A 25,799-nucleotide genomic window follows, 5' to 3' on the forward strand; every position below is an offset into this window, starting at 1 on the left:
TCAGGACCGGCGATGCTCCGTGACCGCGAGCCCGTCGTCCAGCGTCAGCTCGAGGGTCTCCCCGTCGACGGTGACTGTCACGTCGACGCGGAACGGCTCCCGTGAGGTGACCGTCTGCTCGTGGGCCCGGAGGAGCGACAGCAGTTCTCTCGCCTGGTCGAACCCGGTCACCGGTGGCCCCACGTCGACGCCGTGGTCGTGGTAGAACGCGACCACCGGCGCGAGCGCCATCGCGGCCACCGCCGGCGTCGCCCCGCCGTGGTACTTGCAGACCGGACAGAGCCACCGGATGCGCGTCCCGGTGGCCCGGCCGCAGGTCCCACAGACCCCGTCGCCGCTGCAGTCGTGGGTCGGACAATCGTCGATGGTCGTCGTGATGGCCCCGGCACACCGGGGACAGAGCCCGCCGACCTTCGTCCGCATGGCCTCCAGCAACCTGAACACGCCGGCGGTGAACAGTTCCTCGGGGGTCCGGTCGGCCAGCGCCGCGGCCGGAAACGGTTCTGCGAACAGCCCCCCGGTCGGCACGTCGGCGCGCCCGCTCAGCGTCCCCGGACACTCGGTACAGCAGTGGAACAGCCAGCCGTCCTCGTAGGTGAGAACGGTGTCGGCCCCACAGCGGTGACACGGCACGTCGACTGCCGTCGGTGGGAGCGACGCCGCCGAGGCGGTGTCGGCCACGACGGTCTGGACGAGCGCCAGCCCGGCCGGCCGGAGGCGGTAGCCCAGCTCGGTGGCGTCCACGAACCGTCCCTCCAACCGCCCCAGATGGTAGTTGAACTGGCCGGAGTCACGGACGCCGACGCGCTTGCGGAGGGCCGCGAACCCGACACCGTCGGCCGTCGTTGGGTCGTACGCCTCCCAGAGGGCCAGCAGGATGGCCAGCCGCGTCTCGTTGGCCAGCAGTTCGAACGCGGCGACCGTCTCCGCAGCCGCGGTCCGGGCGGCGCTCGAGAGTGGCTGGTCCGGTCCGTCGGCCCCGGTCATGCCCCTCGAGTGGCGGTCAGCCAATATAAACCGGTCGGCGTCATCGACGGTCACGGTCCGGCCGGCCCACTCGCCCCCGGCCGAAGAACGGAGCGACGGGGCTGGCGAGGACCCGACCGGCGGCTGGGAGGGTCACGCAGAGGCCGAGCAGTCCCGCGAGCGCGAGCAGAGCGCCCGCCTGTCCGGGAACCACCGTCTCGACGGTCAGGACGACCACCAGACAGGCCAGCGGCACGAGCAGGCGGACGACCCGGCCGAGGGTGACTCGCGGGCGTCCGAGCGGGAAGCGTACTGTTCGTCCGAGGCGTGCGGTCAGTCGTCGGGTCGGGACACTCATCTGTTCGTCACTGCCACCAGAGACGCCGGGAGAGGGGATAAATAAAAGCAGAACGACAGTTCTGTCCGGCCGTCGACCGAAGCCGTATTCGGTCCGGGCGCTGACAGATGTTCCGGCCCGTCAGACGCCGAAGGGGAAGATACTTCCCTGTCCTGCACCCACCGGAGGACATGAGCACGTACACTGTTCGCGGTAGCTTCCCGGCCCGCGACGGGCCCCAGGAGTTCGAGACAGAGGTCGAGGCGCCCAACGAGGACGTCGCCGAGGAGCGCATCCTCAGCAACCTCGGTTCCCAGCACAACCTCAAGCGCACCCAGGTCACCATCGACGAGGTGGCAGCATGATGGGCGGCGGTGGCGGTGGCGGCGGTCAGATGCAGCAGATCTCCCAGGAGATCGAGCAGATGGACCAGGAGATAGAGGCCATCGAGAACGAGATCGAGAGCCTCCGTCAGGAGAAGACCGAGGCGGACGAGGCCATCGAGGCCATCGAGACGCTGGAGTCCGGGTCGACGGTGCAGGTCCCGGTCGGCGGCGACGCCTACATCCGCGCGACCGTCGACGACATCGACGAGATCGTCGTCTCGCTGGGCGGCGGCTACGCCGCCGAACGCGACCAGGAGGGCGCCGTCAGCTCGCTGGAGACGAAGAAGGAGACGCTGGACGACCGCATCGAGGACCTCCAGTCCGAGATCGCCGAGGTCGAGACCGAGAAGGAGGAGCTCGAACAGCAGGCCCAGCAGATGCAACAGCAGCAGATGCAGCAGATGATGCAACAGCAGCAGGAAGAGCAGGGCGACGACGAGTAAGGCCGCCATGTTCGACGGACTGAAGGACAAACTCAGCGGGTTCACCAGTGACGTCGAGGAGGACGTCGACGAGGAGGCCGTCGAGGGCGACGAGGACGACGCCGCCGACGAACAGCCCGTCGACGAGCCGCCTGCCGAGGCCGAACGCGACGGTCACGCGCCCGAAGGCGGACCCGGCGAGGAGACGGTCGAACCGACCGCCGAAGCGGTCGCGTCGCCGGAGACGGCGGCCGACGCCGACACGGCGGCCGAAGCACCGCCCGGCGGCGTCGACGCCGAGGACGCGGCCACCGAGAGCGACGCGCCCGCCGTCGCGGACGAACCCGACGACGGGGCGGCGACCGACGACGAGAGCTCCGGGCGCAGTCTGACCGAGAAGGCCAAGCTGATGGCCACCGGGAAGACGGTCATCGAGGAGGACGACCTCCAGAAACACCTCGACGACCTCGAACTGGCCCTGCTGTCCAGCGACGTCGAGATGTCCGTCGCCAACGAGATTCTGACCGGGGTCGAGGAGAACCTCACCGGACAGACGCGGCGGCGGCTCTCCAGTACGGGGAACCTCGTCCGGGACGCCCTGCGCGAGGCGCTGTACGACGTCATCAGCGTCGGCCAGTTCGACTTCGACGAGCGCGTCCAGCAGGCCGACAGTCCGGTCGTCATCATCTTCACCGGCGTCAACGGCGTCGGGAAGACGACGACCATCGCGAAGATGGCCCAGTACTTCGAGGACCGCGGCATGTCGACGGTGCTCGCCAACGGCGACACCTACCGCGCCGGCGCGAACGAGCAACTCCAGAAGCACGCCGAGAACCTCGGCAAGAAGATCATCACCCACGAGCAGGGCTCTGACCCGACGGCGGTCGTCTACGACGCCGTCGAGTACGCGAAGGCCAACGACGTCGACGTGGTGCTGGGCGACACCGCCGGTCGCCTCCACACCTCCGACGACCTGATGGCCCAGCTCGAGAAGATAGACCGGAACATCGACCCGGACATGACCATCTTCGTCGACGAGGCCGTCGCCGGACAGGACGCGGTCAACCGCGCCCGCGAGTTCGACGCCGCCGCCGAGATAGACGGCGCGGTGCTGACGAAGGCCGACGCCGACCCGCAGGGCGGGGCGGCCATCTCCGTGGCTCACGTCACCGGCAAACCCATCCTGTTCCTCGGGACGGGCCAGGACTACGACGACCTCGAACCGTTCGACCCCGAGCGAATCGTCGACAGCCTGTTCGACGAGTAACCGCCGCGACCTACCGGCAACTTTCTCTCCTACCGCCGACGCTGAGCGCTCGGTAGCGGCCGGACTTCACCCTCGATTGGCCGACGGCAGCGAGGCCGCCGCCGGCCGCGTACCGGCAACATTATCCGCGTCGGGGGAGGTGGGGCCGTATTCGCCGCCACGGGCGCGTTGATTGTGCGTGGGGTTGTGTACCATACCACACGCCCACGAGGTGGACTTCCCCATGAACACAGTCGAACGATGGAAACAGGAGAAACACCCGCTCGACGTCGTCGAGGACGTCAAACGCTACGCCGATGCGGAGATGACCTTCGAGGAGATAGAAGCCGCGGCCGGCGACGGCGAGTGGGAACGGCTGAAGTGGGCCGGCCTGTACGCCCACGGCCGGCAGGACGGCTACTTCATGCTGCGGACGAAGGTGCCCGGCGGTCGCCTGACGCCCGAACAGGCCCGCGTCGTCGGCGAGGTGGCCGACGAGTTCGCCACCGCCCCCGAGGAGTACGGCGGCGACGAGCAGAACCCGGTCTGGGGCGACGCCTTCCTCGACATCACGACCCGGCAGGACGTCCAGATGCACTGGATAGAGGTCGAGGACGTCCCCGAGATATGGGCCCGGTACGACGAGGTGGGGCTGACGACGATCCAGGGCTGTGGCGACTCCGCACGGAACGTACTCGGGTGTCCCGCCGCGGGACTGCACGACCACGAGTGCTTCGACGCCCAGCCGGTCGTCGACGCCGTCTCGGACTACTTCACGGAGAACCGCGAGTACGCCAACCTCCCGCGGAAGTTCAAGATGACCATCACCGGGTGTCGGGCCGACTGCGCCCAGTCCCAGATAAACGACGTCGGGATGACCCCCGCGAGACGCGAGGTGGACGGCGCGCCGCAGTACGGCTTCCACGTCCGCGTCGGCGGTGGCCTCTCCGACGGCCCGCGGATGGCCTCGGACCTCGACGTGTTCGTCCCGCCCGAGGACGCCGTGGAGTTCTGCCGGGCCGTCGCTCAGACGTTCAAGGAACTGGGCGACCGGTCGAATCGGGGCGTCTGCCGGATGCGCTACCTCGTCCAGCAGATGGGGGCCGAATCGTTCGAGGACGCCGTCAGGGACCGCTGTATCGTCGACCTGCCGACCCGGGGGACCGACCTCACCGAGGGGTACCGCGGCGACCACGTCGGCGTCCACGACCAGCGCGAAGACGGCCTGAAGTACGTCGGCTTCAACGTCGTCGCCGGGCGGATGAGCGGCGACGAGTTCGCCGCGGCGGCCGACGCCGCCGAGGAGTACGGGACGGACGAGGCGTCGATACGACTGGCGACCGACCAGAACTTCCTCGTCACCCACGTCCCCGAGGCGAACCTCGGTGACCTGCTGAACGAACCGTTCGCCCGGAACTACCGGCCCGACCCCGGCCCGTTCTCCCGCGGCGCCGTGGGCTGTACCGGGTCGGAGTTCTGCAACTACGGCATCATCGAGACGAAACAGCGCGTCCGCCGGTGGGCGAAGGCCCTCGACAGGCGCATCGACACGCCCGACGACCTCGACGTGGTCCGGATGCACATGTCCGGGTGTTCGGCCTCCTGTGCCCAGCCACAGATAGCCGACATCGGCTTCCGCGGGGAGACGGTCCAGATAGACGACCCCGAGGGGACGACCAACGAGGAGGGGGACAACATCGTCGAGGGGATGGACTTCGGCCTCGGCGGCAGTCTCGGGTCCGACAACGAGTTCCTCGACTGGGTCGAGCACGCCGTCCCCGCCGACGCCGTCGTCCCCGCACTCGAAGAACTGTTCGAGCGGTACGCCGCCGAACGCGAGGACGGCGAGCGCTTCTACCAGTGGTGTCGCCGGGTCGGGAACGACCGGCTCCGGCGGACTATGCAGCGAGCGGACGCCGACGTCGTCGGCGGCGTGGCTCGCGAGGAGGTGGCCGACGATGACTGAGCGCGAGCGAGACGACCCGCAGGTCGCGCCCGCGGACGCCGCCCCGGAACTCGTCGAACCGTCTCGTCCCCGCGGAGGACCCGACGACGAGCGCCGCCTCGTCACCGACGGGGGCCGCGACACCGGCCCGTTGCCGGGCGTTCCGGCGACCGATGCTGGAGAGGACGGCTGTGGCTGCGGGAGCGACTGTGGCTGTGGTGGCCACGACGTGCGACCAGACGGCGGCGCGGCGGCCAGCAACGTCGACGAGCACGGCAAACTCGAGCCCGTGGAGTTCACGCCGCCCGCCGAGGGCGTCAGTCAGGACGTCGAGGACGGCCGGCCGGACGAGCGGGTGAACGTCCCCGACGGCGTCGAGTTGGACACGCCGGGGTACGGCATCCGCGCGGAGATGAGCGACGTCGGGGAACCCGACGGGAAGACGTGGTTCATGGAACTCGACGAGGCGGTCATCCAGGCCGACCGCTGTATCCAGTGTGGCACCTGCGTCGCCGCCTGTCCCAGCGACTCCATCGGCATCGGCGAGGACGACCTGCCGCAACTGGTCAAGATGTGTACCGGGTGTTCGCTGTGCTGGGACATGTGCCCGCGCGGCGGCCTGCGCTACGAGCGCCAGTGGAAGATCACCGGCGGCGAGGACAACGTCAAGGGCGCGGGCGACCCCATCACGGAGTTCTCGGCGCGCGTCGAGGACGACTGGCGCGAGGACGCCCAGGACGGCGGTCTCGTCACGTCCGTCCTCTGTCATCTGCTGGAGGCCGGCGAGATAGACGGCGCGCTCGTCGCCACCGAGAGCGACGACGAGCCGTGGAAGGCCGAGTCCTTCCTCGCGACGACGCCCGAGGAGTGCATCGACAACGCCGGGAGCTTCTACAACCAGACGCTGGCGCTGGGCAATCTGGACCTCTCGCGGTGGGCGCACAAACTCGACGGGCCGCTCTCGGAGGCGTCGCTCGCGCTCGTCGGCACGCCGTGTGAAATCGAGGGCATCCGTGCCCTGCAGGACTTCGAGTGGGACTACGCGGCCCAGGAAGAGGGCGTCCGCGCCGTCGACTACACCATCGCCCTGATGTGTACGAAGAACTTCAACTACTACTCGCTCGTCGGCGAGCAACTCGCCGAGAAGCGGGACGTCCAGCCCGAGGACATCGGCAAGCTCGACGTCCTCGACGGCGAGATGCGGGTGTACGACCACGACGGCGACCCCATCCTCGTCGAGGACGTCGAGGCGTTCCACGACGCCGCGCTCAAGGGGTGTGACGAGTGTGCCGACTTCACGGGCTACTGCGCGGACCTCACCGTCGGCTCCGTCGGGTCCAGCGACGAGTACTCCTCGGTCATCGTCCGGACCGAGCGGGGGCTGCGGGCGTGGGAACTGACCGAACCGGACCTCGACTACCACGATCTGGAGGACCGGAGCGCCATCGGCGGCCTCCAGAGCTGGGACAAGAAGAAGGCCTTCGAGTCGCTGGAGCGGCCGTTCGACCCCGACGCGCCGCGGTTCATCGACTACGCGGACCACGCCGACCAGTACGGCACCGAACGCCATCCCCACGAGGCCGACCACTGAGTCTCCCGGCTCCGGTCCGGGGCGGCGTCAGTCGTCCGTCTCGCCCTCGCCCAGCGACGGGCCGCCGGTGAAGACGAACTGGTGTTCGGCCTCCGTCTCGAACCGGTCGAGGACGTCGTACAGCGGCTTGACGTAGCGGACGAGTTCGTCGGCCCGGCTGCTGACCTCGTTGAGTTCCGCGGCCTGTTCCTCGGCGGCGCCGGCGACGTTCTCGGCCTCGGACATCGTGTGGTCGGTGGCGTCGGCCACCTCGTTGAGCGTCCCGGCGACGTCGTCGAGGCTGTCGCGGGCGCGCTCGACGTCGCCGTCCTCGAGCGCGGCGACGGCCGCATCGACCGTCTCGGTGGCCTCCTGCAGGCGCTCGCGCTGGCCGGTGGCGTCGTCGGATATCCGCTGGATGGACTCGGCGACCTGTTCGGCGGCGTCCTTGACGCTGGCGGCGCTGGCCCCGACGACCTCCCCGGACTCCTCGACCTGTCCGGCGAAGCTCTTGAGCTGTCCCGTCGTCTTCTCCAGCTCCGCGATCATCTCGTTGAAGTCGGTGGCGATGGCGTCCATCGCGTCGTGCTGACCGTCGGTCTCCATGCGCTGTGTCAGGTCGCCGGCGGCGGCCCGCTCCATCACCTCGGAGTAGGTGGCGGCCGTCTGCTGGAGGTACGCGTTCGTCTCGACCACCTCCTCGTGGGCGACCTCGGCGCGCTTGCGCTCGCGCTCGACCTCCGCCATGCGCTCCTGCAGGGCGTCGCGCATCGCCCCGAACCCGTCGTAGAGCCGCCCGACCGTGTCGACGCGCTCGGACTCGATCTCGACGTCCAGCTCACCGTCCTGCATCCGTTCGGTCTTGCGGGTCAGGCGGTTGAGCGCGCTGGCCGTGTTGCGGCCCAGGACGGCGCCGATAGCGCCGATAGCGACGACGCCCAGCACCGTCGCGAGGAGCCCCCGGTCGGCGACGCTCCGGACGGTGCCGTAGGCCGTCTGGACGTCGGTGTGGACGAGCACCACCCAGTCCGTATCGAGCACCTGCGCGTAGCCGACGACGTACTCCTCGCCGGCCATGCTCGCGGACCCGTCGAGCGCCGCCGTCGCGGGCCCGGCCCGGACCGCACCGGGGTCGGCGGGGCCGCGCTCGCGGGCCGCGGCCGGCGCGCCGTTGGCCTCGCCGTAGGGCTGGAGGAACAGGTCGGTGTTCGACTGGTGGAACAGCACCTCGTTCGAGCCGTCGACCACCAGCGTGGTGCTGCTCCCGGTGCCCGAGAGCGTCCCGGTGCGCATCTGCAACGGGACGGTGTAGACCACGTAGTCGCCGGCCCCGTTGCCGGCGGGCGTGACGTAGGCGATACGCGGCTGTGGCGATTCGAGCGTCGGCGTGTCGGTGTAGGCCCCGGTGACGACCGTCGCTGCTCCCGAGTCGAACGCCGCCCTGACCGTCTCGTTCAGGATGGCGACGGACTCGCCACGGTAGTTCGACTTCGTCGAGGCCGCGACCACGCCGGCGTCGGCGTCGACGTAGTGGAGGTTGGGCTGGTCGTCGGCGTCGAAGTCGCGCTCGCGCAGCTCCCGGTCGAACCGCGACTGTATCTCGGAGACGTTCCCGGCCCGAACCGGCTGGGAGCGGGCCATCGTCTCGACGAACAGCGAGTTCTGGGTGTTCCAGTTCGAGAGGCTGTCGGCCTCCTGCTTGGCCGTCGTCGCGTGCTCGTCGAGTACCTGCTGTTCGAACTCGGCGGTCATCTGCTGGGTCCCGATGGCGCCGACGCTGCCGACGAGGACGCCGATACACAGCAGCGCGATGAAGAACTTGAGCGCGAAACTCCGGCGGACGAACCTCGGCGTCACGGACCGCACGACGCCTATCAGACCGCCGTCACGCATCCGTGTCCCCCCTCGACCCGGTCCCCGTCCCGCCCGGTCGAACCCCGGTCTCGGTCCCCGCGCGGCCCCACCGCGTCGGTGCTGTGCCCCCAGTCACTGCGCCATCCGTTGGCATGCGATTATCTGTGAAATACTATTTCATAATAGTTTTGCTCCTTTCCGCCGGTGAGAGCCAACGCCGTCGCTGGCCGGGCGACGTCCAGAACGAACCGTCCTCACGTGTGGCGTCCCGCCACTCCGCGGGTCACTTCGGTCCCCGCTCCGTCGAGGGTCCTCCCGGCTGGTCGTAACCTCGCTACTCTCTGGCGGCCTCGACGGCCTCGACGAACTCGGCGGCGCTCTCGCGGACCTGGTCCATGTCGTCGTTCTCGATGGCCTCGTAGTCGACCAGCGCGGACCCGGCGCCGACGGCGACGGCGCCCGCGTCGAAGTACTCCGCGACGTTGTCCGTCGAGACGCCCCCGGTCGGCATGATGGGCACGTCGCCCAGCGGTCCCTGGAGCGCGCCGATGTGGCCCGGGCCGACGGTGGAGGCGGGGAACATCTTCAGGATGTCCGCGCCGGCCTCCATCGCGTCGGCGGCCTCGCTGGGTGTCATGACGCCGGGGACACAGACGACGCCCTCGCGGTTGCAGACGTCGACGACGTCCTCGTTGAGGTTCGGCGCGAGGACGAACTCCGCGCCGGCCTCGATGACGTTGCGCGCGGCGGCGGCGTCCATGACGGTGCCGGCGCCGATGACGGCGTCGGTACCCTCGAGTTCCTTGTCGACGGCCGCTATCATGTCCGAACAGCGCTTGGCGTCGGCGGTGAGTTCGAGCGCCGTGACGCCGCCCTCGTGGACGGCCTTCGCGACGTCGACCATCTTCTCCTCGGGGATGCCACGGAGGACGGCCGTGACCCCGCTGTCTACGAGTTGCTGCTGGACTGCCTGTTTGCTCGTCATGAGAGAGCGTGTGCGGGCAGGGGCCAAAAGCGTAGGTGAAAGGCGTCAGCTATCGCCCTCGTAGGGGAGCGCGATGTCGGTCTTGGGCGCGCCGACGCCGAGCACTTTCGTCGGGCCGTCGGCGTCATCGGGGACGAACGCCCGATGGGGGCTCTCGGGTTCGGCGACGAACACCTCGTCGGCGGGCACGACGAACTCCCCCTCGGGCGTCTCGACGTGGAGCGTCCCGGAGACGACGTAGAACAGTTCCTCGCGCTGCCGGTGGTAGTGGTAGGTCCGAGGCAGCTGCTCGCCGGGCGCCATCTCGTAGGTGGCGGCGTGGAGCGCGTGGAGTTCGGCGGCGTCGGAGACGCCGCGCCGGTCGCAGGGGTAGTCCTCGGTCGCCGGGAGGTCGTCGGGGTCGAGGTGGTGGTAGCCCATGGCGGTGGTGGGGACCCCGGCAGACAAAAGCGTGCGGTCAGCCGAACAGCCAGACCAGCACCGACAGCGTCCCGAGGGAGGCGAGGGTCGTGGTGAACACGTTCAGCGACGCGAACGCCTCGTCGCCGCCGAGCTCGCTCGTGTAGACGTACGTCGAGACGGCTGTCGGGACGCCGAGCATCACGACGGCCGCGGCCAGCGCCGTCGACTCCAGTCCCAGCGCCGAGAACACCGCCCACGCGAGGACGGGCATCCAGACGACCTTCATCGCGACGACGCCGACGCTCTCGTCCAGCGACGACAGCGAGAGGTCGGTGTCGAGCGTGCCGCCGACGCAGACGAGCGCCAGCGGGAGCGCGAGCGTCGAGACGGCCTCCAGCCCGGTGAGGACCGTGGCCGGTACGCCGACGCCGGCCAGCGAGGCGAGGATGCCGGCGGCGAGGGCGACCAGCACCGGATTGGTCAGCAGCTCCCGGAGCTCCCCCGCGAGCGACGCCTCGCTGTCGTTGAACCGCACGAGCAGGAAGACGGTGATTGGGACGTGGGTCAGCGCGCCGACGCCGAGGACGACGCTGGCGACGGCGGCGGCCTCGCCCCCGAGCGTCGCGGCCACCAGCGGGAGGCCGAGAAAGCCCATGTTCCCGTGGTAGGACTGCACCAGGGCGACGCTCCGCCGGGCGTCGCTGTCGTGGTCGCGGTGGACGACCCAGCCGACGGCCAGCGTCAGCGCGAGCACGAGCCAGAACCCGCCCAGCAGGGCCGGCGAGACGAGGTCGCCCAGCGGCCGGTCGTACGTCGAGGCGAACACGAGCGCCGGGAGGGCGACGTAGAACGCGACCCCGGTCAGCAGGCTCGTCCGCTCCTCGTCTAGGACGCCGGCCCGGCGCAGGCCGACGCCGGCGGCGAGGAACGCGAGCATGTACGCGAGCTGCCCGAGGACGGCCATACCGGTTCCAGCCGGTTGGCCCTCTTGTCCCTTTCGTCCCCGCCGCGGCGCCGACTCCCGGTGACAACAAGCCTTTACCCGTGCGGTCGCGTACCTCGGGCTAACAATGGTACTCGACGATCTGGGGAGTTCCCTGCGGGGGACTCTCGACGACCTCCGCGGGAAGTCCCGCATCTCCGAGGAGGACATCGAGGACGTCGTCAAGGAGATACAGCGGTCGCTGTTGCAGGCCGACGTCGACGTCTCGCTGGTTCAGGAGCTCTCACAGAACATCAAGTCGCGCGCGTTGGACGAGGAGCCGCCCGCGGGCACCACGCCCCGGGACTGGGTGCTCCGCATCGTCTACGAGGAACTGGTCGACCTCGTCGGGGAGTCGACGGACCTCCCCCTCGAAGAGCAGACCATCATGCTCGCCGGCCTCTACGGGTCGGGGAAGACCACGACGGCGGCGAAGATGGCGTGGTGGTTCTCGACGAAGGGGCTCCGCCCGGCCGTCATCCAGACAGACACCGACCGCCCCGGGGCGTACGACCAGGCCAAGGAGATGGCCGACCGCGCCGAGGTGGAGTTCTACGGCGACCCCGACGAGGACGACCCGGTGAAGATAGCCCGCGACGGCCTCGAAGCCACGAAGGACGCCGACGTGCGCATCGTCGACACGGCCGGCCGTGACGGCCTGAACGAGGAGCTCATCGAGCAGATAGAGCGTATCGAGGCCGAGGTGAACCCGGACCGGAACCTGCTCGTGCTGGACGCGGCGATGGGCCAGAGCGCGAAGAGCCAGGCCGCGGACTTCCAGGCGGCCATCGGCATCGACGGCGTCGTCATCACGAAACTCGACGGGACGGCGAAAGGTGGGGGTGCGCTGGCGGCCGTCGACGAGACGGACTCGACCATCGCCTTCCTCGGATCCGGTGAGACGGTCAAGGACATCGAGCGCTTCGAGCCCTCCGGTTTCATCTCCCGGCTGCTCGGGATGGGCGACCTGAAGCAACTGACCGAGCGCGTCGAGCGGGCGATGGAGGAGACGGGCGAGGACGAGGAGGACTGGGACCCCGAGGACATGCTGGAGGGCCAGTTCACCCTCAAGGACATGCGCAAGCAGATGGAGACGATGAACAACATGGGGCCGCTCGACCAGGTGATGGACATGATTCCGGGCCTCGGTGGGGGGCTGATGGACCAGTTGCCCGACAACGCCATGGACGTCACCCAGGAGCGGATGCGCGACTTCGAGGTCATCATGGAATCGATGACCGAGGAGGAACTGGAGAACCCCCGCGTCGTCGGCCAGTCCCGCACCGAGCGCATCGCTCGCGGGTCCGGCAAGCCCGAGGAGCGCATCCGCGAACTGCTCCAGCAGCACAAGCAGATGGAGCAGATGCTCAAGCAGTTCCAGGGGATGGGCGACGGCGACATGGAGCGCATGATGAAACAGATGCAGCAGGGCGGCGGCGGTGGCGGCATGGGCGGTATGGGCGGCGGCGGCCCCGGCCCGTTCTGAGGCCGGCCGGTCGACCCGACGCTGGCGCGTTCACGCGGGGTCGCTCGACCAGTTCTGACCAGTAAAGTAAGGAGGTGGGCGCGCAAACTATCACGTATGTACGAGATAGTTGCCGGCATCGACACGAGCGAAGCGCGCGCACGGGCACAGGCCAAGGAGATCACCGGGATGCCGATGGACCACGACGAGGTTCACGTGACACTGCTGCACGACTTCCAGGACAATCCGGAGGGGGCCTCGGTCGAACAGGTGTCCTCGGTGCGCCGCGCGAAGAACATTCTCGAGGAGGCCGGCGTCACCGTCTCCCTCTCCGAGTCGAGCGGCGACCCGGCGTCGGCCATCCTCGACATCGCGGACGAGCGGGACGCCGACCTCATCGTCGTCGCGGGGCGCAAGCGGACGCCCACGGGGAAGGTGCTGTTCGGGAGCGTCACGCAGAGCGTCATCCTCGGCACCAACCGGCCGGTGCTCGTCTGTAGCGGCGAGGAAGCGGACTGAAACGGCCCCTGCGGTGCCCGCCCGCGTCAGCGACCGTACACTTCGTCGGTGCGGGCCGCCAGCGCGTCGGGGTCGGTCCGGCCGGTGACGATCTCGACCGGTTCGCCGTCCTCGAAGAAGACGAACCCGGGCGCGGCGTTGACGCCGACCGACCGGCAGAACTCGGGGCACTGCTCGCCGTCGACGCCACCCACTGGGATGCCGTCGAAGGCGGCCAGCACGTCGTCGAACTGTTCTTTCATCGCCTCACAGGGGTCACAGAACAGTTTCCAGACGGTGACGATGGCCCGGTCCCGGTCGACGAACGCGGCCCACGTCTCGTCGTCGAGGTGTTCGACGGCGTCGGGGACCGGCGTCGACGGGCCGGCCTCGGTGGCCAGTTGGGCCATCACGGTCAGCTCCGACTGGTCGTACCCCTCCAGCCGGGACCGCAGCGTGAGGAACGTCGCGAACTCCTCGCGGCTGACCTCCAGTTCTTCGACCCGCTCGGCGGCCGCCTCTGCGGAGGGGAGCCCGAACACGTCGGCGACGGACTCGTGGAACTCCGCGTCCGGCATCGTCAGGTAGGTGTCGTAGTACACCGACCGGTGGGACTCGAACTCGTCGGTCGTGCTGACGAGGTCGGTCTCGGGGTCGACGGTGACGACGTCCTCCTCGACGAGCGTCTCGAGCAGCTCCTCCGGGGATTGGTTCGCCGCCATCTCAGACCCCCAGGTACCGGTCGCGTATCTCTTCGTTGGCCCGTAGCTCCTCGGCCTCGCCCTTGAAGACGACCTCGCCCCGGTCGAGCACGTAACACCGGTCGGCGATGTTCATCGCGGCGACGGCGTTCTGCTCGACCAGGAGGACGGTCGTTCCGTTCTCGCTGATCCGCTCGATGGCGTCCTCGACGGCCTCGATGATCTGTGGCGCCAGCCCCTCGTAGGGCTCGTCCAGCATCAGCAGGTCGGTGCTCTGGTGGAGCGCGCGGGCGATGGCGAGCATCTGCTGTTCCCCGCCCGACAGCGTGCCGGCCTTCTGCGTGCGGCGCTCGTCCAGCCGGGGGAAGAACTCGTATATCTCGTCGGTCGACATCCCCTCGTCGCGGAACTGCAGCTTCCGCCGCCAGGTGTTGGTCTTGTTGCGGACCGTCTCAGCGAGGTGGAGGTTCTCGGCGACGGTGAGGTCGGTGAACACGCGCCGTTCCTCGGGCACCAGCGAGATGCCCCGGACGGCGATGTCCTCGGGGGGCTGGTTCGTGATGTCCACCCCGTCGAACTGGATGGAGCCGTCCCGTACCTCGGGGGGCGTCGCCCCGGAGATGCACCGGAGCGTCGACGTCTTGCCGGCGCCGTTGCGGCCCAGCAGCGCCGTTATCTCCCCCTCGTCGACGGTCATCGAGACGTCCTGGATGATGTGGCTCTCGCCGTAGTAGCCGTCGATACTGTCGACGTCCAGCAGCGTCATTCCTCGGCACCTCCCAGGTAGGCGTCCTGTACGGCGGGGTCGTCCTGGACCTCCGCCGGCGTGCCCTGCGCGATGACCTGCCCGCGGTTCAACACGACGATGCGGTCGGAGATGTCGAAGACGATCTCCATGTCGTGCTCGACGAGCAGGAAGGTCAGGTCGAGCTCCTCCTTGACCTCCTTGATGAGCTCGACCGTCGACTCGGTCTCCTCGGGGGACATCCCCGCGGTCGGCTCGTCCATCAGGAGCATGTCCGGCTCGGCCGCCAGCGCGATGCCGATCTCCAGCCGGCGCTTGTTCCCGTAGTCTAAGTTCTTCGCGGTCGCGTTGCGCTGCTCGTAGAGGCCGACGGACTCGAGCACCTCGTCGGCCACCCGCGTCACCTCCGGGTAGGCGTTGCGGTGCCGGAGGAAGTTGAACCGGAACGAGCCGTGTTCGGCCGCGAGCGCGGCGATGATGGCGTTCTCCTCCACGGAGAGGTCCGGGAAGATAGACGCCGTCTGGAACGACTTGCTCATCCCCCGCTGGACCACCTCGTGGGGGTCCAGCCCGAGGATGGACTGCTCGTTGAACTGGATGTCGCCCTCGCTGGGTTCCAGCCGCCGCGTGACGAGGTTGATGAACGTCGACTTGCCGGCGCCGTTGGGGCCGATGAGGCTCACGCCCTCGCCCTTGTCGATGCTCATGTCGACCTCGTCGACGGCGGTGAGGCCGCCGAAGCGCTTGGTCAACCCATTCGTTTGCAGGACCGTCATCGGCGCTCACCTCCGATGTAGTCGCGGATGGCTGTGACGCCGCCCCAGATGCCGTCGGGGAACAGCACGACGACGACGACGAACACCAGCCCGAGGATGAGGTGCCAGAACGGCCCGATGACGTCCATCCCGCTGACGATGAACTCGATGTAGAGGTACACCGCGGCCCCGAACAGCGGGCCGAACAGCGACCCGACCCCGCCCAGGACGGTCATGATGACGACCTCGCCGGAGGTGGTCCAGTACAGCGAGCTCAGCGGGACGTAGTTGCCCTCGATGGCGAAGAGGCTCCCGGAGATGCCGGCGAACAGCGCCGAGATGACGAACGCCATCAGCTTGTACCGCCAGACGTCGAGCCCGACGAACTCCGCGCGGGACTCGTTCTCGCGGATGGCCTTGAACACGATGCCGTACGGGGAGTTCAGGATGCGGTTCGCCAGCGCGATGGCCAGGACGGTGACCGCGCCCACGAACAGGTAGAGGGTGTTGCCCGGCAGCATCGCCAGCGGCCCCGACAGCCGCCCGCCGAGGTCGACGACCCCGAACAGCGGCGCGATGTCGACGGACGTGAACCCGTTCTCCCCGTTGGTGAGGAACGCCAGCGGCGACGAGGACAGGTAGAACGCCATCTGGCCGAACGTCAGCGTCAGGATGGCGAAGTAGATGCCGCCCCGGCGCAGCGAGAGGAAGCCGATTATCCAGGCCAGCAGCACCGCGATGAGCGTCCCGAAGAGGATGACGAGCACCGGTTGGCCGCTGACGCTGGCGCTGAAGATGCCGGCCGCGTACGCGGCGCTCCCCCAGAAGAGGGCGTGCCCGAACGACAGCAGGCCGGTGTACCCCAGCAGGATGTCGAACCCGAGCGCGAAGATGCCCCAGACGAGCACCAGCGTCGCGAGCTGGGTGTAGCCGTTCAGCAGGTTGTTGAACACCAGCGGAAAGACGAGCACGCCGACGACGGCGATGCCGACGACGGCGAGCTCGCTGTCCTGTATCGCCGCCAGCCGGCCGCCCAGGCCGGCCTCCTCGGATATCTCGGCGGTCGCCGCCGCGTCGCTCGGTTCGTCGCTCATTCGACGTCCACCTCCGAGCCGAGCAGTCCCTGCGGGCGGACCAGCAGGATGACGGCCGCGAGGACGTAGATGCCGACCCGGTTCCAGGCGGCGAAGCCGGTCTGGATGAGCAACACCTGTAACGTCCCCAGCAACAGTCCCGCCAGCACCGCCCCCTCTATCTTCCCGACCCCGCCGATGACGACGGTCAGGAACGCGGGCACCAGCTGTTCGGTGCCGATGTTGGGGTTGACGTTCGCCAGCGGGCCGCCGACGACGCCGGCGACGCCCGCAAGCGCCGCGCCGATGCCGAAGACGACCAGGTAGGGCCGGTCGAGCCGGATACCCAGCAGCCGGACCATCTCACTGTCCATCGTCCCCGCGCGCACGATGAGCCCGAAGTCGGTGTACTCGACGAGCGCGTAGACGAACAGCACCAGCAGCGCCGTGATGGCGATGACGCCGAGCCGCCACCGCGGGAAGTTCCCGATGACGGGCAGGGCGATCGGGCCCGAGGCCCAGCCGGGCTGGGGGAGCGACTGGCTGTCGCCCCCGATGAGCGCCCGCAGCGCCTCCTGGAAGATGACCGCCAGCCCGAACGTGACCAGTATCTGGTCGGTGTCCGGCCTGTCGTAGAACGGTTTGGCCACGAACCGCTCCATCACGATGCCGACGAGGAACGTGACGATTGGAACGATGACGAGCGCGGCGAGGAAGCCGAGCCCGAGGCCGAACGTCGTGATGCCCCACTCCGGGAGCATCCCGTTCGTCAACTGTATCTCGGTCGTGATGAACAACCCGAGGTACGCCCCCAGGAGGTACAACGCCCCGTGGGCGAAGTTGACGAACTTCAGCGTCCCCAGGATGATAGAGAGCCCCACCGCGAGTAGGACGTAGATGGCACCCTGCTGGAGTCCGTTGAGCAGGATCGTCAGTATCTGCGAGAGCAGACTCACCGTCGACGCCCTCCGAAGCTGTCGGTCGATTGGACGGTCTTACACATGTGTATCGGTATCGTATGGCATAACACGCTTCATGGAAATAAATACTGATGAATTCGCGAGGTCGCAGCGCTACTCGTCCCCGTACTCTCCGAGTTCACACTCGGCGGCCGGACCGGAGTCGCAGCTGTAACCGACGTCGTCGCGCGAGGTCAGCTCCACGATCTCGATGAAGTTCCCCTCGGACTGCTCGCTCGCGGGGAGGCCGCGCGCGACCGGGACGTCCCGCTGTGCCTGGTGGTCGCAGGCCCGCATGAGCTCGTCGCCCATCCCGATGTTGTCGTACTCGTACCCCTCGAGTTCGCGGATGACCTCGGGCGGGTAGAACGTCCCGGCCCGCTCGACGGCGGCCGCGTACTGCAGGGTCGACGCGTAGGCCAGCTGTGCCGGCCCCGACGGGACGCGGTCGTACTCGTCCTGGAACGCCTGCGTGAAGGCGTTCGAGGCCTCGTTGTCGATCTGGGAGTCCCACGCGATGGTGCCGAACACGCCATCGATGGCGCCGCCGGCGGCCTGTGCCATCGGGCGGTTGTACAGCGGGACGACGATCTCCATGTCCTCGTCGAGGCCGGCGTCGACGGCCTGGGAGACGGAGTTCGCGCCGTCGAGCCCGTAGTGGTCGAGCAGGAGCACGTCCGCGTCGCTGTTTGCGGCCTCCGAGAGGTACGACGAGAAGTCGCTGGTCCCCAGCGGCGTCGGCACGCTGTCGATCTGCTCCCAGCCGATCTCGGTGAGGAACTGGTTCATCGACTCCTGGACGGTCTGGCCCCAGCTGTAGTCGGCGTACAGCTGGTAGAACTTGTTGTCCGAGCCGTACTCGCTCTCGAGCACCGGTGCCAGCGCCTGTCCGGTCATGTAGGCGTTGAACATCTCACGGAAGCCGTACCGGACACAGTCCTTCCCGGTGGTGTCGTTGGAGTGGGTCAGGCAGGCCATGAACATGACCTTCTCCTCCTGACAGAGGCCCTGGACGGCGATAGCGACGGCGCTCGAGGAGCCGCCGGAGATCATCACCGCGTTGTCCCGGTTTATCATCCGCTGAGCGGACTGGCGGGCCGTGTCGGCGTCGGTCGCGGTGTCACCCTCGACGGACTCGACCGTCTTGCCGAGGACGCCGTCGCCGCTAAGGTCCGAGAACGACTCCACCCAGCCACCCCCGTTGTTGAGGTGTTTCTTCGCGAGGTTGTACGCCCGGAGCTCGTCCTGCCCCTCCGAGGAGTACGGCCCGGACGTGGGGACGTTGAACCCGAACGTGACGGTGTCTCCCTCCACTGGGAAGTTTCCGAGCGGCGGGTAGTCGCTGCCGCCGTCACCGCCGCCGTCGCCGCCGTCGCCACCACCGTCGCCGCCGTCGCCACCGCTACCCCCGTCACCGGAACATCCGGCCAGACCGGCGAGGCCAATCGTACTCGCTGCACCTGCTGTCTTCAGTAGCCTTCGACGACTTACGGAGCTGTCATCCTGTGACATACACTCACGGTACGCTTTAACCTTCATAATAGTTGTGGAAGGTGAACCACACGTTTCACAGTAGTTGTTGTCTGATTAGGTACCTTAACACAACGTTGTATGATAACTTATGTTCCACCATCCCCATCGTTAGCGCATGTACGGGGACCTGCGCCCCGTGGGGCTGGTCCTGCTGGTCCTGTTGACCGCCGGGTGTGCCGGGTTCGGGCTGGACGGCGACCTGACGGGCCGGTCCGGCGACACGGTGACCCCGGCGCCGCTGCCCGACGAGGCGACGGCGTATCCGCCCGGCGTCGGGCGCGAGGGCGTCCTCAGCCCGCGAGTACTCGGCGACGCACACGGACAGATTCTCGACGACACCGGGTACGTCGTGACGACCGACCGGACCGCGCGGTATCCGAACGGGACGCTCCACTCCCACTTCCGGGTCAGGGTCGAGCTGGCGGCCAACCGGACCCACGCCGTGACCATCGCCACCCGCGGTCCCGGCGCACCCGTGCTCCTCGGCCGCCCGCCGGCCAGCGCGACGTTCTGGTCCGACGGCGACAGATACCTACGACGGCTAACGCGTGACGACCGGACCGTCTACAACGAGTACACGCCACCGGACAGCTACGCCGGGACCTGGCGCTACTGGGTGTCCGACGTCGCACTGGACGGGCGGCCGGGATCCGACGTCGCCGAGACGGTCGGGTCCTTCCGGACCCGGACTGCCGGCAAGGCTCAGGACGGGACCGTCACGATTCGCGGGAAGGGCCTGCGCGACGACCGCGTCGGGGACGCGCTCGTCACCGACACCGCGAACGCCTCGCTGGTGGCCCGCGTCGAACCCGACGGCCTCGTCCGCTCCTACCGCGTCTCGTATCGGACGCGGACGCCCGAGGAGACGACGGTGCGCGTGACCCGGCGGGTGCGGTTCACGGCCGTCGGGAACACCACCGTCGGTCGGCCACCGTGGTACGACCGGGCGGTCGGCGACGACGCGGAACCGACCGAGACCGACTCCGCCGGGTCGAACCCGACGGCGACACCCTGACGGTCACTCGCTGTCGGCCCGGGTCCTCGCGGCCTCGTTCTCGTTGAACCCGGCCACCAGCGTCTCGAGTGCGGCCGACTGGACGCCGACGGCGGGTGCGGTCAGCGGCGAAACGCTCACCTCGCCCTCGACCAGCGCGCGGCGGTCGGTGCCGACCGGGTAGCGCTCGTCCAGATCGGCGTCGTTCGCGAAGGGGTTCTCCCAGCCGACGGTGTCGGGCCAGACCACGTCCCTGAGCGCGATGTCGCCCTCGGTGCCGAGGTTCAACTGCTCGTCGACGGCCGCGTCGGTGTCGTGTTCGACCTGCAGGTCGTAGTCGTGGTGCGGCTCGGTCAGGCGCATCGCCGGGTCGGCCACGTCGACAGGGACGTTGACGTTGAGGAAGTCGGCCGTCTCGAAGACGTCTCCGGCGAGCGCCCGGACGATGACCTCCGTCGCGACGCGGGCCGGCCGGTCGAAGTCGTAGCTCTCGGGCGGCGAGACGAAGAAGTCCTCGCAGTGGTACGCGGAGACGGCGACGCCGGGGGTGCCCAGGAAGCCGGCCTCGACGCACGCGCCGACCGTCCCCGAGCGACCGACGACGTAGTTGCCGGCGTTGGGGCCGTGGTTGCACCCGGAGACGACGAGGTCGAACGACGCGTCGAGGCCGCGCAGGCCGTAGGCCACGCAGTCGGCGGGCGTGCCGTCGAGCGCGTACCCCCACGGGTGTGACTCGCGGGCGGTGCGGTGGCTCCGCGTCCGGCCGACGCCGCTCTGGTTCTCGGTTGGCGCGACGACGGTGACGTCAGCGACGGCGGTCAGTTCCTCGTAGAGGCTCGCAAGCCCCGGCGCGTCGATTCCGTCGTCGTTCGTCAGGAGGACCCGTGGCTCGTCCATCGACTGTTGGTTCGCCCCTGCGGGCGTGAACGTGTCGGTCCGAACCCCCGCTCGCCGCTCCGGCGAACCGGCACCGAACACCCCTCTTTTTGCGAGTGGGGCCGGTTGGACCCGACAATGACCGTCCGCGAGGTCGCCGTCGAGGCCTATCGGGAGTCGATTCCGGTGTTGCTGCTCAGCGCGGTCGGGGGCCTGTTTGCGGGCGTCGTCCTCGGGGGGATGGACGCGGAACTGGAACAGGTCGCCGGACTGCTGGTCCTCGTCCCGGCCCTGCTGGCGACCCGTGGCAACGTCTACGGGTCGCTCGGCGCGCGGCTCGGCTCGGCGCTCCACCAGGGGCTCGTCGAACCGCGCTTCTCGCTGGCGGACCACCGCGTGAACGCCGCCGTCGCGGCGGCGCTGGCCAACGGCGTCCTCGTCAGCGGCGTGGCCGCGGTGCTGGCCGTCGCCCTGCTCGTGGCGCTCGGCCGGCCGTCGGCCCCGCTGATGACCCTTGTGGGCATCGCGCTGGTCGCCGGCCTCGTCTCGGGCGTCCTGTTGACCATCGCCGTCGTCTCCGTCGTCTTCGTCGGCTACCGTCGGGGGCTGAACCCGGACACGCTGGCCGGCCCGGTCGTGACGACCACCGGCGACGTCGTCGGCATCGCGACCCTGCTGGCGGCGACCCGCCTCGTCCTCGCGCTGGGGGGTGGCTGACGTGGCCGCCTCGGAGTGGCGGGTCCGCGGCATCGTCCGCCGGATGCTGCCCGTGCTGGTCGTGCTCACCGCCATCGAACTCGGGAGCGGGCTCGTGCTGGACACGTTCGAGTCGACGCTGTTGCGGTACCCGTCGCTGCTCGTCCTCGTCCCCGTCACGATAGGGATGGCCGGCAACCTCGGGAGCATCCTCGCGGCCCGCCTCTCGACGGCGTTCCACCTCGGCCTGCTCTCGTTCGACGCGACGGACGACCGGCTGGCCGGCAACGCCGTCGCCACCGTCGGCCTCGCGGTCACGGTGTTCCCGCTGGTCGGCGCCGGCGCGTGGGCGGTACAGGCCGTCGTCGGCGGCACTCGCCTCTCGCCGACGCTGGTTGTCGCCGTCGCCCTCACCAGCGGCGTCACGCTGGCGGTGCTGGCCATCGCCGTCACCACGCTGACGACGTACGCCGCCTACCGGTTCGAACTCGACCCGGACGACGTGGTCATCCCCGTCGTCACGAACGTCTGTGACGTGCTCGGGGTGCTGGTGCTGTTTGGCGTCGTGCGAGTGCTGGTGACCTGACCTGTCTGCCCCGACCGACGGACATTTGCCGCCCTCGGCCCGACTTTCACTCGTGCAGTCAGTCGTCGCCGACCTCCTGGCACACCCGGTCGCGGGGCTGCTCGCCGACGTCGCTTACCGGGTCCTCCGCATCACCGTCTTCCTCTCGCTGGGGGTGTTCCTCGCGAACCTCGCGGTGGCGTTCGGCCTCGTCGACAAGATCGCGACCGTCTCCCGGTACCTCACCGGGCCGGCGAACCTCCCGGACGAGGTGGGGACGGCCATCCTGACGACGACGGCGTCGCCGACCGCCGGCTACGGCATGCTCGCGGACTTCCGGGAGTCTGGCGTGCTGGACGACCGGGCGACGCTCGTCGCCGTCACCATCAACACGTTCTTCGGGTTCGCCCAGCACATCGTCACCTTCTACGCCCCCATCCTCGTCCCGATTCTGGGTGCGCGGGTCGGCGTGCTCTACGTGACGACGCGCGGCCTCGTGGCGCTGGCCATCACGCTGACCGGCATCGCGGCGGGCGCGCTCCTGCTGGACGAGTCCAACGTCGACGCGGCCGGCGTCCCGGCCGACCACGAGGCGAGTCCGGACGGCGGCACCGACACGGAGGCGGGACCGACCGGCCGCGAGGCGAAGGTCCGAGAGGCCTACGCGGAGACGGTGGCGAAGGTCCGGGACATCCTCCCCCGACTGGCCGCCATCTACGCCGTCGTCTCCCTGCTGGTGGCCTACTCCGACCAGTTGCTCGCGCTGTTCGGTGCGGGCGGGGCGAGCGTCGTCGGCGCCGCGGGCGACCTGACCGGCCTGCTCGGCCTGCCCGGGGCGGCGGTGCCCGTCGTCGCGGCCTTCGCCCTCGACACGACGTCGGGCGCGGTGGTCATCGCGCCGCTGATCCGGGACGGCACGTTCACCGCTCGCACCGCCGTGGCGACGATGCTGGTCGGCGGCATCGTCTCCTTCGCCGTCTCGACGTTCAAGCGGTCGATTCCCTTCCAGTACGGCATCTGGGGCCGGGAGTTCGGGTCGAAGGTCATCGCCGTCAACACGGGACTGAAAATCGTCTGGATAGCCGTCGCGCTGGTCCTCTTGCTGGCCTAGTCGAAGGTGTAGGCCATCATCACCTCGTCGACCTCCTCGTCACCGACGGTGTAGTGGTTCCGGCGGATGCCCTCGGTGTGCCAGCCGTGGGCCTCGAGGAACGCCAGCGCGTTCTCGGAGACGGCGGGGACGCTGTTGTACAGTTTCCGGTAGCCGTTGGCCCGCGCCCACTCCATCCCGCGCTCCATGAGCTGACTGCCGATGCCGTGGTCCCGGGACGCCTCGACGACGCCGACGGTCAGCTGGGCCGTCTCGCGGAGCTTGTCCAGTTGGGGCAGGTCCAGGTGGCACCAGCCCACCACCTCGTCGTCGACGGTGGCGACGAAGAACACGCGCGACTCGACGGTGTTGTGGCGGGTGACGGCGTCCTCGTACAGCAGCTGCTCGGCGACGCTCTCGGCGACGACGTAGGTGCTCTCCGCGGAGACGTCGCGGATGGCCTCGACCAGTCCCTCGAAGTCGTCGGGCTGGGCGGGCCGGATGACGTAGTCGATGCCGTCCGACCGGTGGGTCTCGACGGAGCCGACGTCCAGCGCCAGCGCCAGCGTCCCGCCGTCGTCTTTCAGATACCCCTTCGAGAGCAGGTGTTCCAGCGCCTCGTCGAACGTCTCGCTGTCCAACTCCGTCGCCGTCCGCGCCCGGTGTCGCGCCGCCGTCCCGTGCCGCTCGACGTACTGATACACCGTCCTCGCCGCACTCGTCTCGAACGTCGGCCGCTCGAAAGCGTCCATACGTATGACATGTCGTAGCGTGCGCTTAATTATTGCTACCAGTTACCAATCCACACGCCGCTCACCCCGTCTCGGGGATGGGGTCCGAGATGACGACGGCGTCGCCCTCCACGACGCAGTCGCCGTCGGCGTCGTCGACGGCCGTCGCGAGGCGGAACCGGTTCGCCTGCAACTGCTCGACCACCTCGCAGTGGGCCGTGACCCGCTCGCCGATGTCGACGGGGCCGCGGTAGCTGAGTTCCTGCGAGAGGTAGATGGTCATCCCCGGAAGGCGGGCGAGGGCGGCGCTGATGATGCCGGAGACCAGCGTCCCGTGGACGATGCGGCGGCCGAACCGGCTCCCCTCGGCGAAGGCCTCGTCCAGGTGGAGGCGGTTGGTGTCGCCGCTGACCTCCGCGAACCGCTCGACGTCGCGCTCCGAGAGCGTCTTCGAGAAGCGGACGTGGTCGCCGACGTCGATGCCGTCGGCGGTGCCGTAGCTCTCGAACGCCCAGTCCTCGTCCTCGTACAGCGTGTCCGGCCGGGTGAACCGGCGGCGCTCCGGTGGCGTCTCTCGGGACGGGGAGGGGTGCGCGAGGTGCGGGACGTAGCGGGAGATGTCCGTCGTCGTGACGATGCCGACGAGTTCGCCGTCGTCGACGACGGGCAGTTTCTTGACGCCGTGCGTGCGGAGGCGCTCGACCGCCGTCTCGACGTCCGCGTCGGGGTCGACCGTGACCAGCGCGGTGGCCATCACGTCGCCGACGGTCAGCGCGCGGGTGTCGCCCTCCTCCGCGGCGACGGCGACGACGTCGCTCTCCGTGATGATACCGACGCACTCGCCGTCCCGTTCGACGACGAGCGAGCCGATTCCCTCGTCACGCAGGCGCTGGGCGGCCGTTACGACGGGACTCTCGGGACCGATGGTGCGGGCCGGTGACTGCATGACCTCCCTGACGGGCAGTGGGACGAGCATCGTCCGGAACCTCTCGGTGCAGGCACATAAACTCCGCCCGGCAGACTTGTGTTCGTGGGCCCCCTCGCTCCGGCGATGCGACGAGTCCCGTCCGGTGTCGTGGTCGCGCTCCTGCTCGTCCTCGCCGGGTGTGCCGGGGTCGGTGGCCCCGCCGACCCCGCGCCGACGCCCGAGTCGACCGCCGCCGGCGTCCCGACCGCCGGCCCGCTCCCCGACGCGGCGGCCGAGGTGTCTGTCACCGCGGTCGTCGACGGCGACACCGTCCGCGTCGAGTACGACAACGGGACTAGAGACACGGTGCGACTGGTCGGCATCGACACGCCGGAGGTCACCGCCGAGAACGACCCGTCGGAGTTCGAGGGCGTGCCCGACACCGAGGCCGGGGCCGGGTGTCTCCACGACGCGGGCGTCGACGCCTCGACCCTCGCGAAAGAGCGCCTGCTCGGTGAGACGGTCGGCCTCGCGTTCGACCCCGACACCGACCGCCGGGGCTACTACGACCGCCTGCTCGCGTACGTCGTCGTCGACGACCGACTGTTCAACTACCGCCTCGTGGCGACCGGCCACGCCCGCGTCTACGACGAGAGCCCGTTCTCACGGAAAGACCGCTTCCTCGCGGCCGAGTCGGCCGCCCGCGAGGCCCGCCGCGGCCTCTGGGGCTGTGTCGACCCCGACGCCCTCAGTCGGACGACGCCGACGGGCACCGCCAGCAGGTCGGGACTGACCGTCGCCGAGATACACGCCGACGCCGCCGGCGACGACAACGAGCATCTGAACGACGAGTACGTCGTCCTCGCGAACCGCGGCGACGCCCCGCTGCCCCTCTCGGGGTGGACCGTCGCCGACGAGGCCGGCCACGTCTACACCTTCCGGAACTACACGCTCGGGGCCGGCGAGCGCGTCACCCTCCACACCGGGAGCGGCACCGACACCCGGAGCGACCGCTACTGGGGTCGCACGGGTGCGGTCTGGAACAACGGCGGCGATACGGTCGTCGTCCGGGACGCCGACGGTCGGGTCGTCCTCGAACGCTCGTACTGAGAACGG

General features: G+C 69.2%; 27 protein-coding genes. 12 read left to right on the forward strand and 15 right to left on the reverse strand.

The genetic code is table 11. The features are described from left to right. The gene (locus ACV7GQ_RS00675; protein WP_470311639.1) at positions 1-987 is read right to left on the reverse strand and encodes a DUF7351 domain-containing protein; all 987 of its coding nucleotides are present in this window, start codon (positions 985-987) and stop codon (positions 1-3) included. Between the two features lie 40 nt (positions 988-1,027). Further along, on the reverse strand, positions 1,028-1,324 hold the full coding sequence (locus ACV7GQ_RS00680) for a hypothetical protein (protein WP_470311640.1): 297 nt from the start codon (positions 1,322-1,324) through the stop codon (positions 1,028-1,030). Positions 1,325-1,494: 170 nt separating this feature from the next. On the opposite strand from ACV7GQ_RS00680, the gene rpl18a reads away from it, so the two are divergent. The 5 genes from rpl18a (at position 1,495) to ACV7GQ_RS00705 (ending at position 6,893) form a co-directional block, all read left to right on the forward strand. Continuing rightward, on the forward strand, positions 1,495-1,668 hold the full coding sequence (gene rpl18a / locus ACV7GQ_RS00685; protein ID WP_220619100.1) for a 50S ribosomal protein L18Ae: 174 nt from the start codon (positions 1,495-1,497) through the stop codon (positions 1,666-1,668). Then, positions 1,665-2,132: a prefoldin subunit alpha gene (gene pfdA, locus ACV7GQ_RS00690; protein ID WP_470311641.1), complete on the forward strand. Its 468-nt coding sequence runs from the start codon at positions 1,665-1,667 to the stop codon at positions 2,130-2,132. The genes rpl18a and pfdA overlap by 4 nt, the downstream gene beginning before the upstream one ends. Before the next feature lie 7 nt (positions 2,133-2,139). Beyond that, positions 2,140-3,378, forward strand: a complete 1,239-nt coding sequence (ftsY, locus tag ACV7GQ_RS00695) for a signal recognition particle-docking protein FtsY (RefSeq protein ID WP_470311642.1) — start codon at positions 2,140-2,142, stop codon at positions 3,376-3,378. Positions 3,379-3,601: 223 nt separating this feature from the next. Further along, positions 3,602-5,323, forward strand: a complete 1,722-nt coding sequence (locus ACV7GQ_RS00700; RefSeq protein WP_470311643.1) for a nitrite/sulfite reductase — start codon at positions 3,602-3,604, stop codon at positions 5,321-5,323. Continuing rightward, positions 5,316-6,893: a Coenzyme F420 hydrogenase/dehydrogenase, beta subunit C-terminal domain gene (locus tag ACV7GQ_RS00705; RefSeq protein WP_470311644.1), complete on the forward strand. Its 1,578-nt coding sequence runs from the start codon at positions 5,316-5,318 to the stop codon at positions 6,891-6,893. The genes ACV7GQ_RS00700 and ACV7GQ_RS00705 overlap by 8 nt, the downstream gene beginning before the upstream one ends. A gap of 27 nt (positions 6,894-6,920) precedes the next feature. Here ACV7GQ_RS00705 and ACV7GQ_RS00710 read toward each other — a convergent pair whose 3' ends face one another. The 4 genes from ACV7GQ_RS00710 to ACV7GQ_RS00725 all read right to left on the reverse strand — a co-directional run bounded on the left by ACV7GQ_RS00710 (position 6,921) and on the right by ACV7GQ_RS00725 (position 11,077). Continuing rightward, positions 6,921-8,765 carry a PDC sensor domain-containing protein gene (locus ACV7GQ_RS00710; protein WP_470311645.1) on the reverse strand — a complete coding sequence of 615 codons (1,845 nt, stop codon included), beginning with the start codon at positions 8,763-8,765 and terminating at the stop codon, positions 6,921-6,923. 295 nt (positions 8,766-9,060) lie between these two features. Beyond that, positions 9,061-9,711 carry a bifunctional 4-hydroxy-2-oxoglutarate aldolase/2-dehydro-3-deoxy-phosphogluconate aldolase gene (locus ACV7GQ_RS00715; RefSeq protein WP_470311646.1) on the reverse strand — a complete coding sequence of 217 codons (651 nt, stop codon included), beginning with the start codon at positions 9,709-9,711 and terminating at the stop codon, positions 9,061-9,063. A 45-nt stretch (positions 9,712-9,756) separates the two neighbouring features. Continuing rightward, a complete protein-coding gene (locus tag ACV7GQ_RS00720; protein ID WP_470311647.1) occupies positions 9,757-10,131 on the reverse strand; it encodes a cupin domain-containing protein in 375 nt (124 codons plus the stop codon). 37 nt (positions 10,132-10,168) lie between these two features. Continuing rightward, a complete protein-coding gene (locus ACV7GQ_RS00725; RefSeq protein ID WP_470311648.1) occupies positions 10,169-11,077 on the reverse strand; it encodes an AEC family transporter in 909 nt (302 codons plus the stop codon). A gap of 106 nt (positions 11,078-11,183) precedes the next feature. Between ACV7GQ_RS00725 and ACV7GQ_RS00730 the strand changes: the two genes are divergently transcribed. Beyond that, positions 11,184-12,581 (forward strand): signal recognition particle protein Srp54, encoded by a 1,398-nt coding sequence (locus ACV7GQ_RS00730; protein WP_470311649.1) that lies wholly within the window; start codon positions 11,184-11,186, stop codon positions 12,579-12,581. Positions 12,582-12,677: 96 nt separating this feature from the next. Further along, positions 12,678-13,079, forward strand: a complete 402-nt coding sequence (locus ACV7GQ_RS00735) for a universal stress protein (RefSeq protein WP_470311650.1) — start codon at positions 12,678-12,680, stop codon at positions 13,077-13,079. A gap of 26 nt (positions 13,080-13,105) precedes the next feature. Here ACV7GQ_RS00735 and ACV7GQ_RS00740 read toward each other — a convergent pair whose 3' ends face one another. The 6 genes from ACV7GQ_RS00740 to ACV7GQ_RS00765 form a co-directional block, all read right to left on the reverse strand. Beyond that, positions 13,106-13,780: a thioredoxin family protein gene (locus tag ACV7GQ_RS00740; RefSeq protein WP_470311651.1), complete on the reverse strand. Its 675-nt coding sequence runs from the start codon at positions 13,778-13,780 to the stop codon at positions 13,106-13,108. Position 13,781: 1 nt separating this feature from the next. Further along, complete coding sequence (locus tag ACV7GQ_RS00745; protein ID WP_470311652.1) at positions 13,782-14,525, reverse strand: ABC transporter ATP-binding protein; 744 nt, start codon at positions 14,523-14,525, stop codon at positions 13,782-13,784. Continuing rightward, the gene (locus ACV7GQ_RS00750) at positions 14,522-15,280 is read right to left on the reverse strand and encodes an ABC transporter ATP-binding protein (protein ID WP_470311653.1); all 759 of its coding nucleotides are present in this window, start codon (positions 15,278-15,280) and stop codon (positions 14,522-14,524) included. Before ACV7GQ_RS00750 ends, ACV7GQ_RS00745 begins: the two co-directional genes overlap by 4 nt. Then, positions 15,277-16,353, reverse strand: coding sequence for a branched-chain amino acid ABC transporter permease (locus ACV7GQ_RS00755; protein ID WP_470311654.1), 1,077 nt, complete (start codon positions 16,351-16,353; stop codon positions 15,277-15,279). Before ACV7GQ_RS00755 ends, ACV7GQ_RS00750 begins: the two co-directional genes overlap by 4 nt. Further along, on the reverse strand, positions 16,350-17,288 hold the full coding sequence (locus tag ACV7GQ_RS00760; protein WP_470311655.1) for a branched-chain amino acid ABC transporter permease: 939 nt from the start codon (positions 17,286-17,288) through the stop codon (positions 16,350-16,352). Before ACV7GQ_RS00760 ends, ACV7GQ_RS00755 begins: the two co-directional genes overlap by 4 nt. A 117-nt stretch (positions 17,289-17,405) precedes the next feature. After that, positions 17,406-18,803 (reverse strand): substrate-binding protein, encoded by a 1,398-nt coding sequence (locus ACV7GQ_RS00765; protein ID WP_470311656.1) that lies wholly within the window; start codon positions 18,801-18,803, stop codon positions 17,406-17,408. A 136-nt stretch (positions 18,804-18,939) separates the two neighbouring features. Between ACV7GQ_RS00765 and ACV7GQ_RS00770 the strand changes: the two genes are divergently transcribed. Then, positions 18,940-19,839, forward strand: coding sequence for a DUF7537 family lipoprotein (locus tag ACV7GQ_RS00770; protein ID WP_470311657.1), 900 nt, complete (start codon positions 18,940-18,942; stop codon positions 19,837-19,839). Between the two features lie 3 nt (positions 19,840-19,842). On the opposite strand, the gene surE is transcribed toward ACV7GQ_RS00770, so the two are convergent. Then, positions 19,843-20,715: a 5'/3'-nucleotidase SurE gene (gene surE / locus ACV7GQ_RS00775; RefSeq protein ID WP_470311658.1), complete on the reverse strand. Its 873-nt coding sequence runs from the start codon at positions 20,713-20,715 to the stop codon at positions 19,843-19,845. A gap of 117 nt (positions 20,716-20,832) precedes the next feature. Here surE and ACV7GQ_RS00780 point away from each other — a divergent pair, with 117 nt between their 5' ends. Genes ACV7GQ_RS00780 through ACV7GQ_RS00790 form a run of 3 tightly spaced genes read left to right on the forward strand, consistent with a single transcriptional unit; the run spans position 20,833 to position 23,066 of the window. Beyond that, positions 20,833-21,411, forward strand: coding sequence for a magnesium transporter (locus tag ACV7GQ_RS00780; protein ID WP_470311659.1), 579 nt, complete (start codon positions 20,833-20,835; stop codon positions 21,409-21,411). A gap of 43 nt (positions 21,412-21,454) precedes the next feature. After that, positions 21,455-21,976, forward strand: a complete 522-nt coding sequence (locus ACV7GQ_RS00785) for a magnesium transporter (RefSeq protein WP_470313127.1) — start codon at positions 21,455-21,457, stop codon at positions 21,974-21,976. Positions 21,977-22,028: 52 nt separating this feature from the next. Next, positions 22,029-23,066 (forward strand): nucleoside recognition protein, encoded by a 1,038-nt coding sequence (locus ACV7GQ_RS00790; RefSeq protein WP_470311660.1) that lies wholly within the window; start codon positions 22,029-22,031, stop codon positions 23,064-23,066. Here ACV7GQ_RS00790 and ACV7GQ_RS00795 read toward each other — a convergent pair. After that, a complete protein-coding gene (locus tag ACV7GQ_RS00795) occupies positions 23,063-23,797 on the reverse strand; it encodes a GNAT family N-acetyltransferase (protein ID WP_470311661.1) in 735 nt (244 codons plus the stop codon). The two genes, ACV7GQ_RS00790 and ACV7GQ_RS00795, sit on opposite strands and share 4 nt — an antisense overlap. Positions 23,798-23,858: 61 nt before the next feature. After that, a complete protein-coding gene (locus tag ACV7GQ_RS00800) occupies positions 23,859-24,752 on the reverse strand; it encodes a CBS domain-containing protein (protein ID WP_470311662.1) in 894 nt (297 codons plus the stop codon). Between the two features lie 75 nt (positions 24,753-24,827). Between ACV7GQ_RS00800 and ACV7GQ_RS00805 the strand changes: the two genes are divergently transcribed. Further along, the gene (locus ACV7GQ_RS00805) at positions 24,828-25,793 is read left to right on the forward strand and encodes a lamin tail domain-containing protein (protein WP_470311663.1); all 966 of its coding nucleotides are present in this window, start codon (positions 24,828-24,830) and stop codon (positions 25,791-25,793) included. Positions 25,794-25,799: the final 6 nt, after the last annotated feature.

The sequence above is a fragment of the Haloarcula sp. MBLA0163 genome (genome assembly GCF_055632435.1).

Coding starts and splice junctions, on each gene's coding strand:
- ACV7GQ_RS00750 (WP_470311653.1), bottom strand. CDS start 15,280: ATGACGGTCCTGCAAACGAATGGGTTGACCAAGCGCTTCGGCGGCCTC.
- ACV7GQ_RS00715 (WP_470311646.1), bottom strand. CDS start 9,711: ATGACGAGCAAACAGGCAGTCCAGCAGCAACTCGTAGACAGCGGGGTC.
- ACV7GQ_RS00730 (WP_470311649.1), top strand. CDS start 11,184: ATGGTACTCGACGATCTGGGGAGTTCCCTGCGGGGGACTCTCGACGAC.
- ACV7GQ_RS00675 (WP_470311639.1), bottom strand. CDS start 987: ATGACCGGGGCCGACGGACCGGACCAGCCACTCTCGAGCGCCGCCCGG.
- pfdA (WP_470311641.1), top strand. CDS start 1,665: ATGATGGGCGGCGGTGGCGGTGGCGGCGGTCAGATGCAGCAGATCTCC.
- surE (WP_470311658.1), bottom strand. CDS start 20,715: ATGGACGAGCCACGGGTCCTCCTGACGAACGACGACGGAATCGACGCG.
- ACV7GQ_RS00740 (WP_470311651.1), bottom strand. CDS start 13,780: ATGGCGGCGAACCAATCCCCGGAGGAGCTGCTCGAGACGCTCGTCGAG.
- ACV7GQ_RS00710 (WP_470311645.1), bottom strand. CDS start 8,765: ATGCGTGACGGCGGTCTGATAGGCGTCGTGCGGTCCGTGACGCCGAGG.
- ACV7GQ_RS00700 (WP_470311643.1), top strand. CDS start 3,602: ATGAACACAGTCGAACGATGGAAACAGGAGAAACACCCGCTCGACGTC.
- ACV7GQ_RS00785 (WP_470313127.1), top strand. CDS start 21,455: ATGCTGCCCGTGCTGGTCGTGCTCACCGCCATCGAACTCGGGAGCGGG.
- ACV7GQ_RS00780 (WP_470311659.1), top strand. CDS start 20,833: ATGACCGTCCGCGAGGTCGCCGTCGAGGCCTATCGGGAGTCGATTCCG.
- ACV7GQ_RS00770 (WP_470311657.1), top strand. CDS start 18,940: ATGTACGGGGACCTGCGCCCCGTGGGGCTGGTCCTGCTGGTCCTGTTG.
- ACV7GQ_RS00745 (WP_470311652.1), bottom strand. CDS start 14,525: ATGACGCTGCTGGACGTCGACAGTATCGACGGCTACTACGGCGAGAGC.
- ACV7GQ_RS00680 (WP_470311640.1), bottom strand. CDS start 1,324: ATGAGTGTCCCGACCCGACGACTGACCGCACGCCTCGGACGAACAGTA.
- ACV7GQ_RS00800 (WP_470311662.1), bottom strand. CDS start 24,752: ATGCTCGTCCCACTGCCCGTCAGGGAGGTCATGCAGTCACCGGCCCGC.
- ftsY (WP_470311642.1), top strand. CDS start 2,140: ATGTTCGACGGACTGAAGGACAAACTCAGCGGGTTCACCAGTGACGTC.
- ACV7GQ_RS00795 (WP_470311661.1), bottom strand. CDS start 23,797: ATGGACGCTTTCGAGCGGCCGACGTTCGAGACGAGTGCGGCGAGGACG.
- rpl18a (WP_220619100.1), top strand. CDS start 1,495: ATGAGCACGTACACTGTTCGCGGTAGCTTCCCGGCCCGCGACGGGCCC.
- ACV7GQ_RS00720 (WP_470311647.1), bottom strand. CDS start 10,131: ATGGGCTACCACCACCTCGACCCCGACGACCTCCCGGCGACCGAGGAC.
- ACV7GQ_RS00705 (WP_470311644.1), top strand. CDS start 5,316: ATGACTGAGCGCGAGCGAGACGACCCGCAGGTCGCGCCCGCGGACGCC.
- ACV7GQ_RS00725 (WP_470311648.1), bottom strand. CDS start 11,077: ATGGCCGTCCTCGGGCAGCTCGCGTACATGCTCGCGTTCCTCGCCGCC.
- ACV7GQ_RS00755 (WP_470311654.1), bottom strand. CDS start 16,353: ATGAGCGACGAACCGAGCGACGCGGCGGCGACCGCCGAGATATCCGAG.
- ACV7GQ_RS00735 (WP_470311650.1), top strand. CDS start 12,678: ATGTACGAGATAGTTGCCGGCATCGACACGAGCGAAGCGCGCGCACGG.
- ACV7GQ_RS00765 (WP_470311656.1), bottom strand. CDS start 18,803: ATGTCACAGGATGACAGCTCCGTAAGTCGTCGAAGGCTACTGAAGACA.
- ACV7GQ_RS00805 (WP_470311663.1), top strand. CDS start 24,828: ATGCGACGAGTCCCGTCCGGTGTCGTGGTCGCGCTCCTGCTCGTCCTC.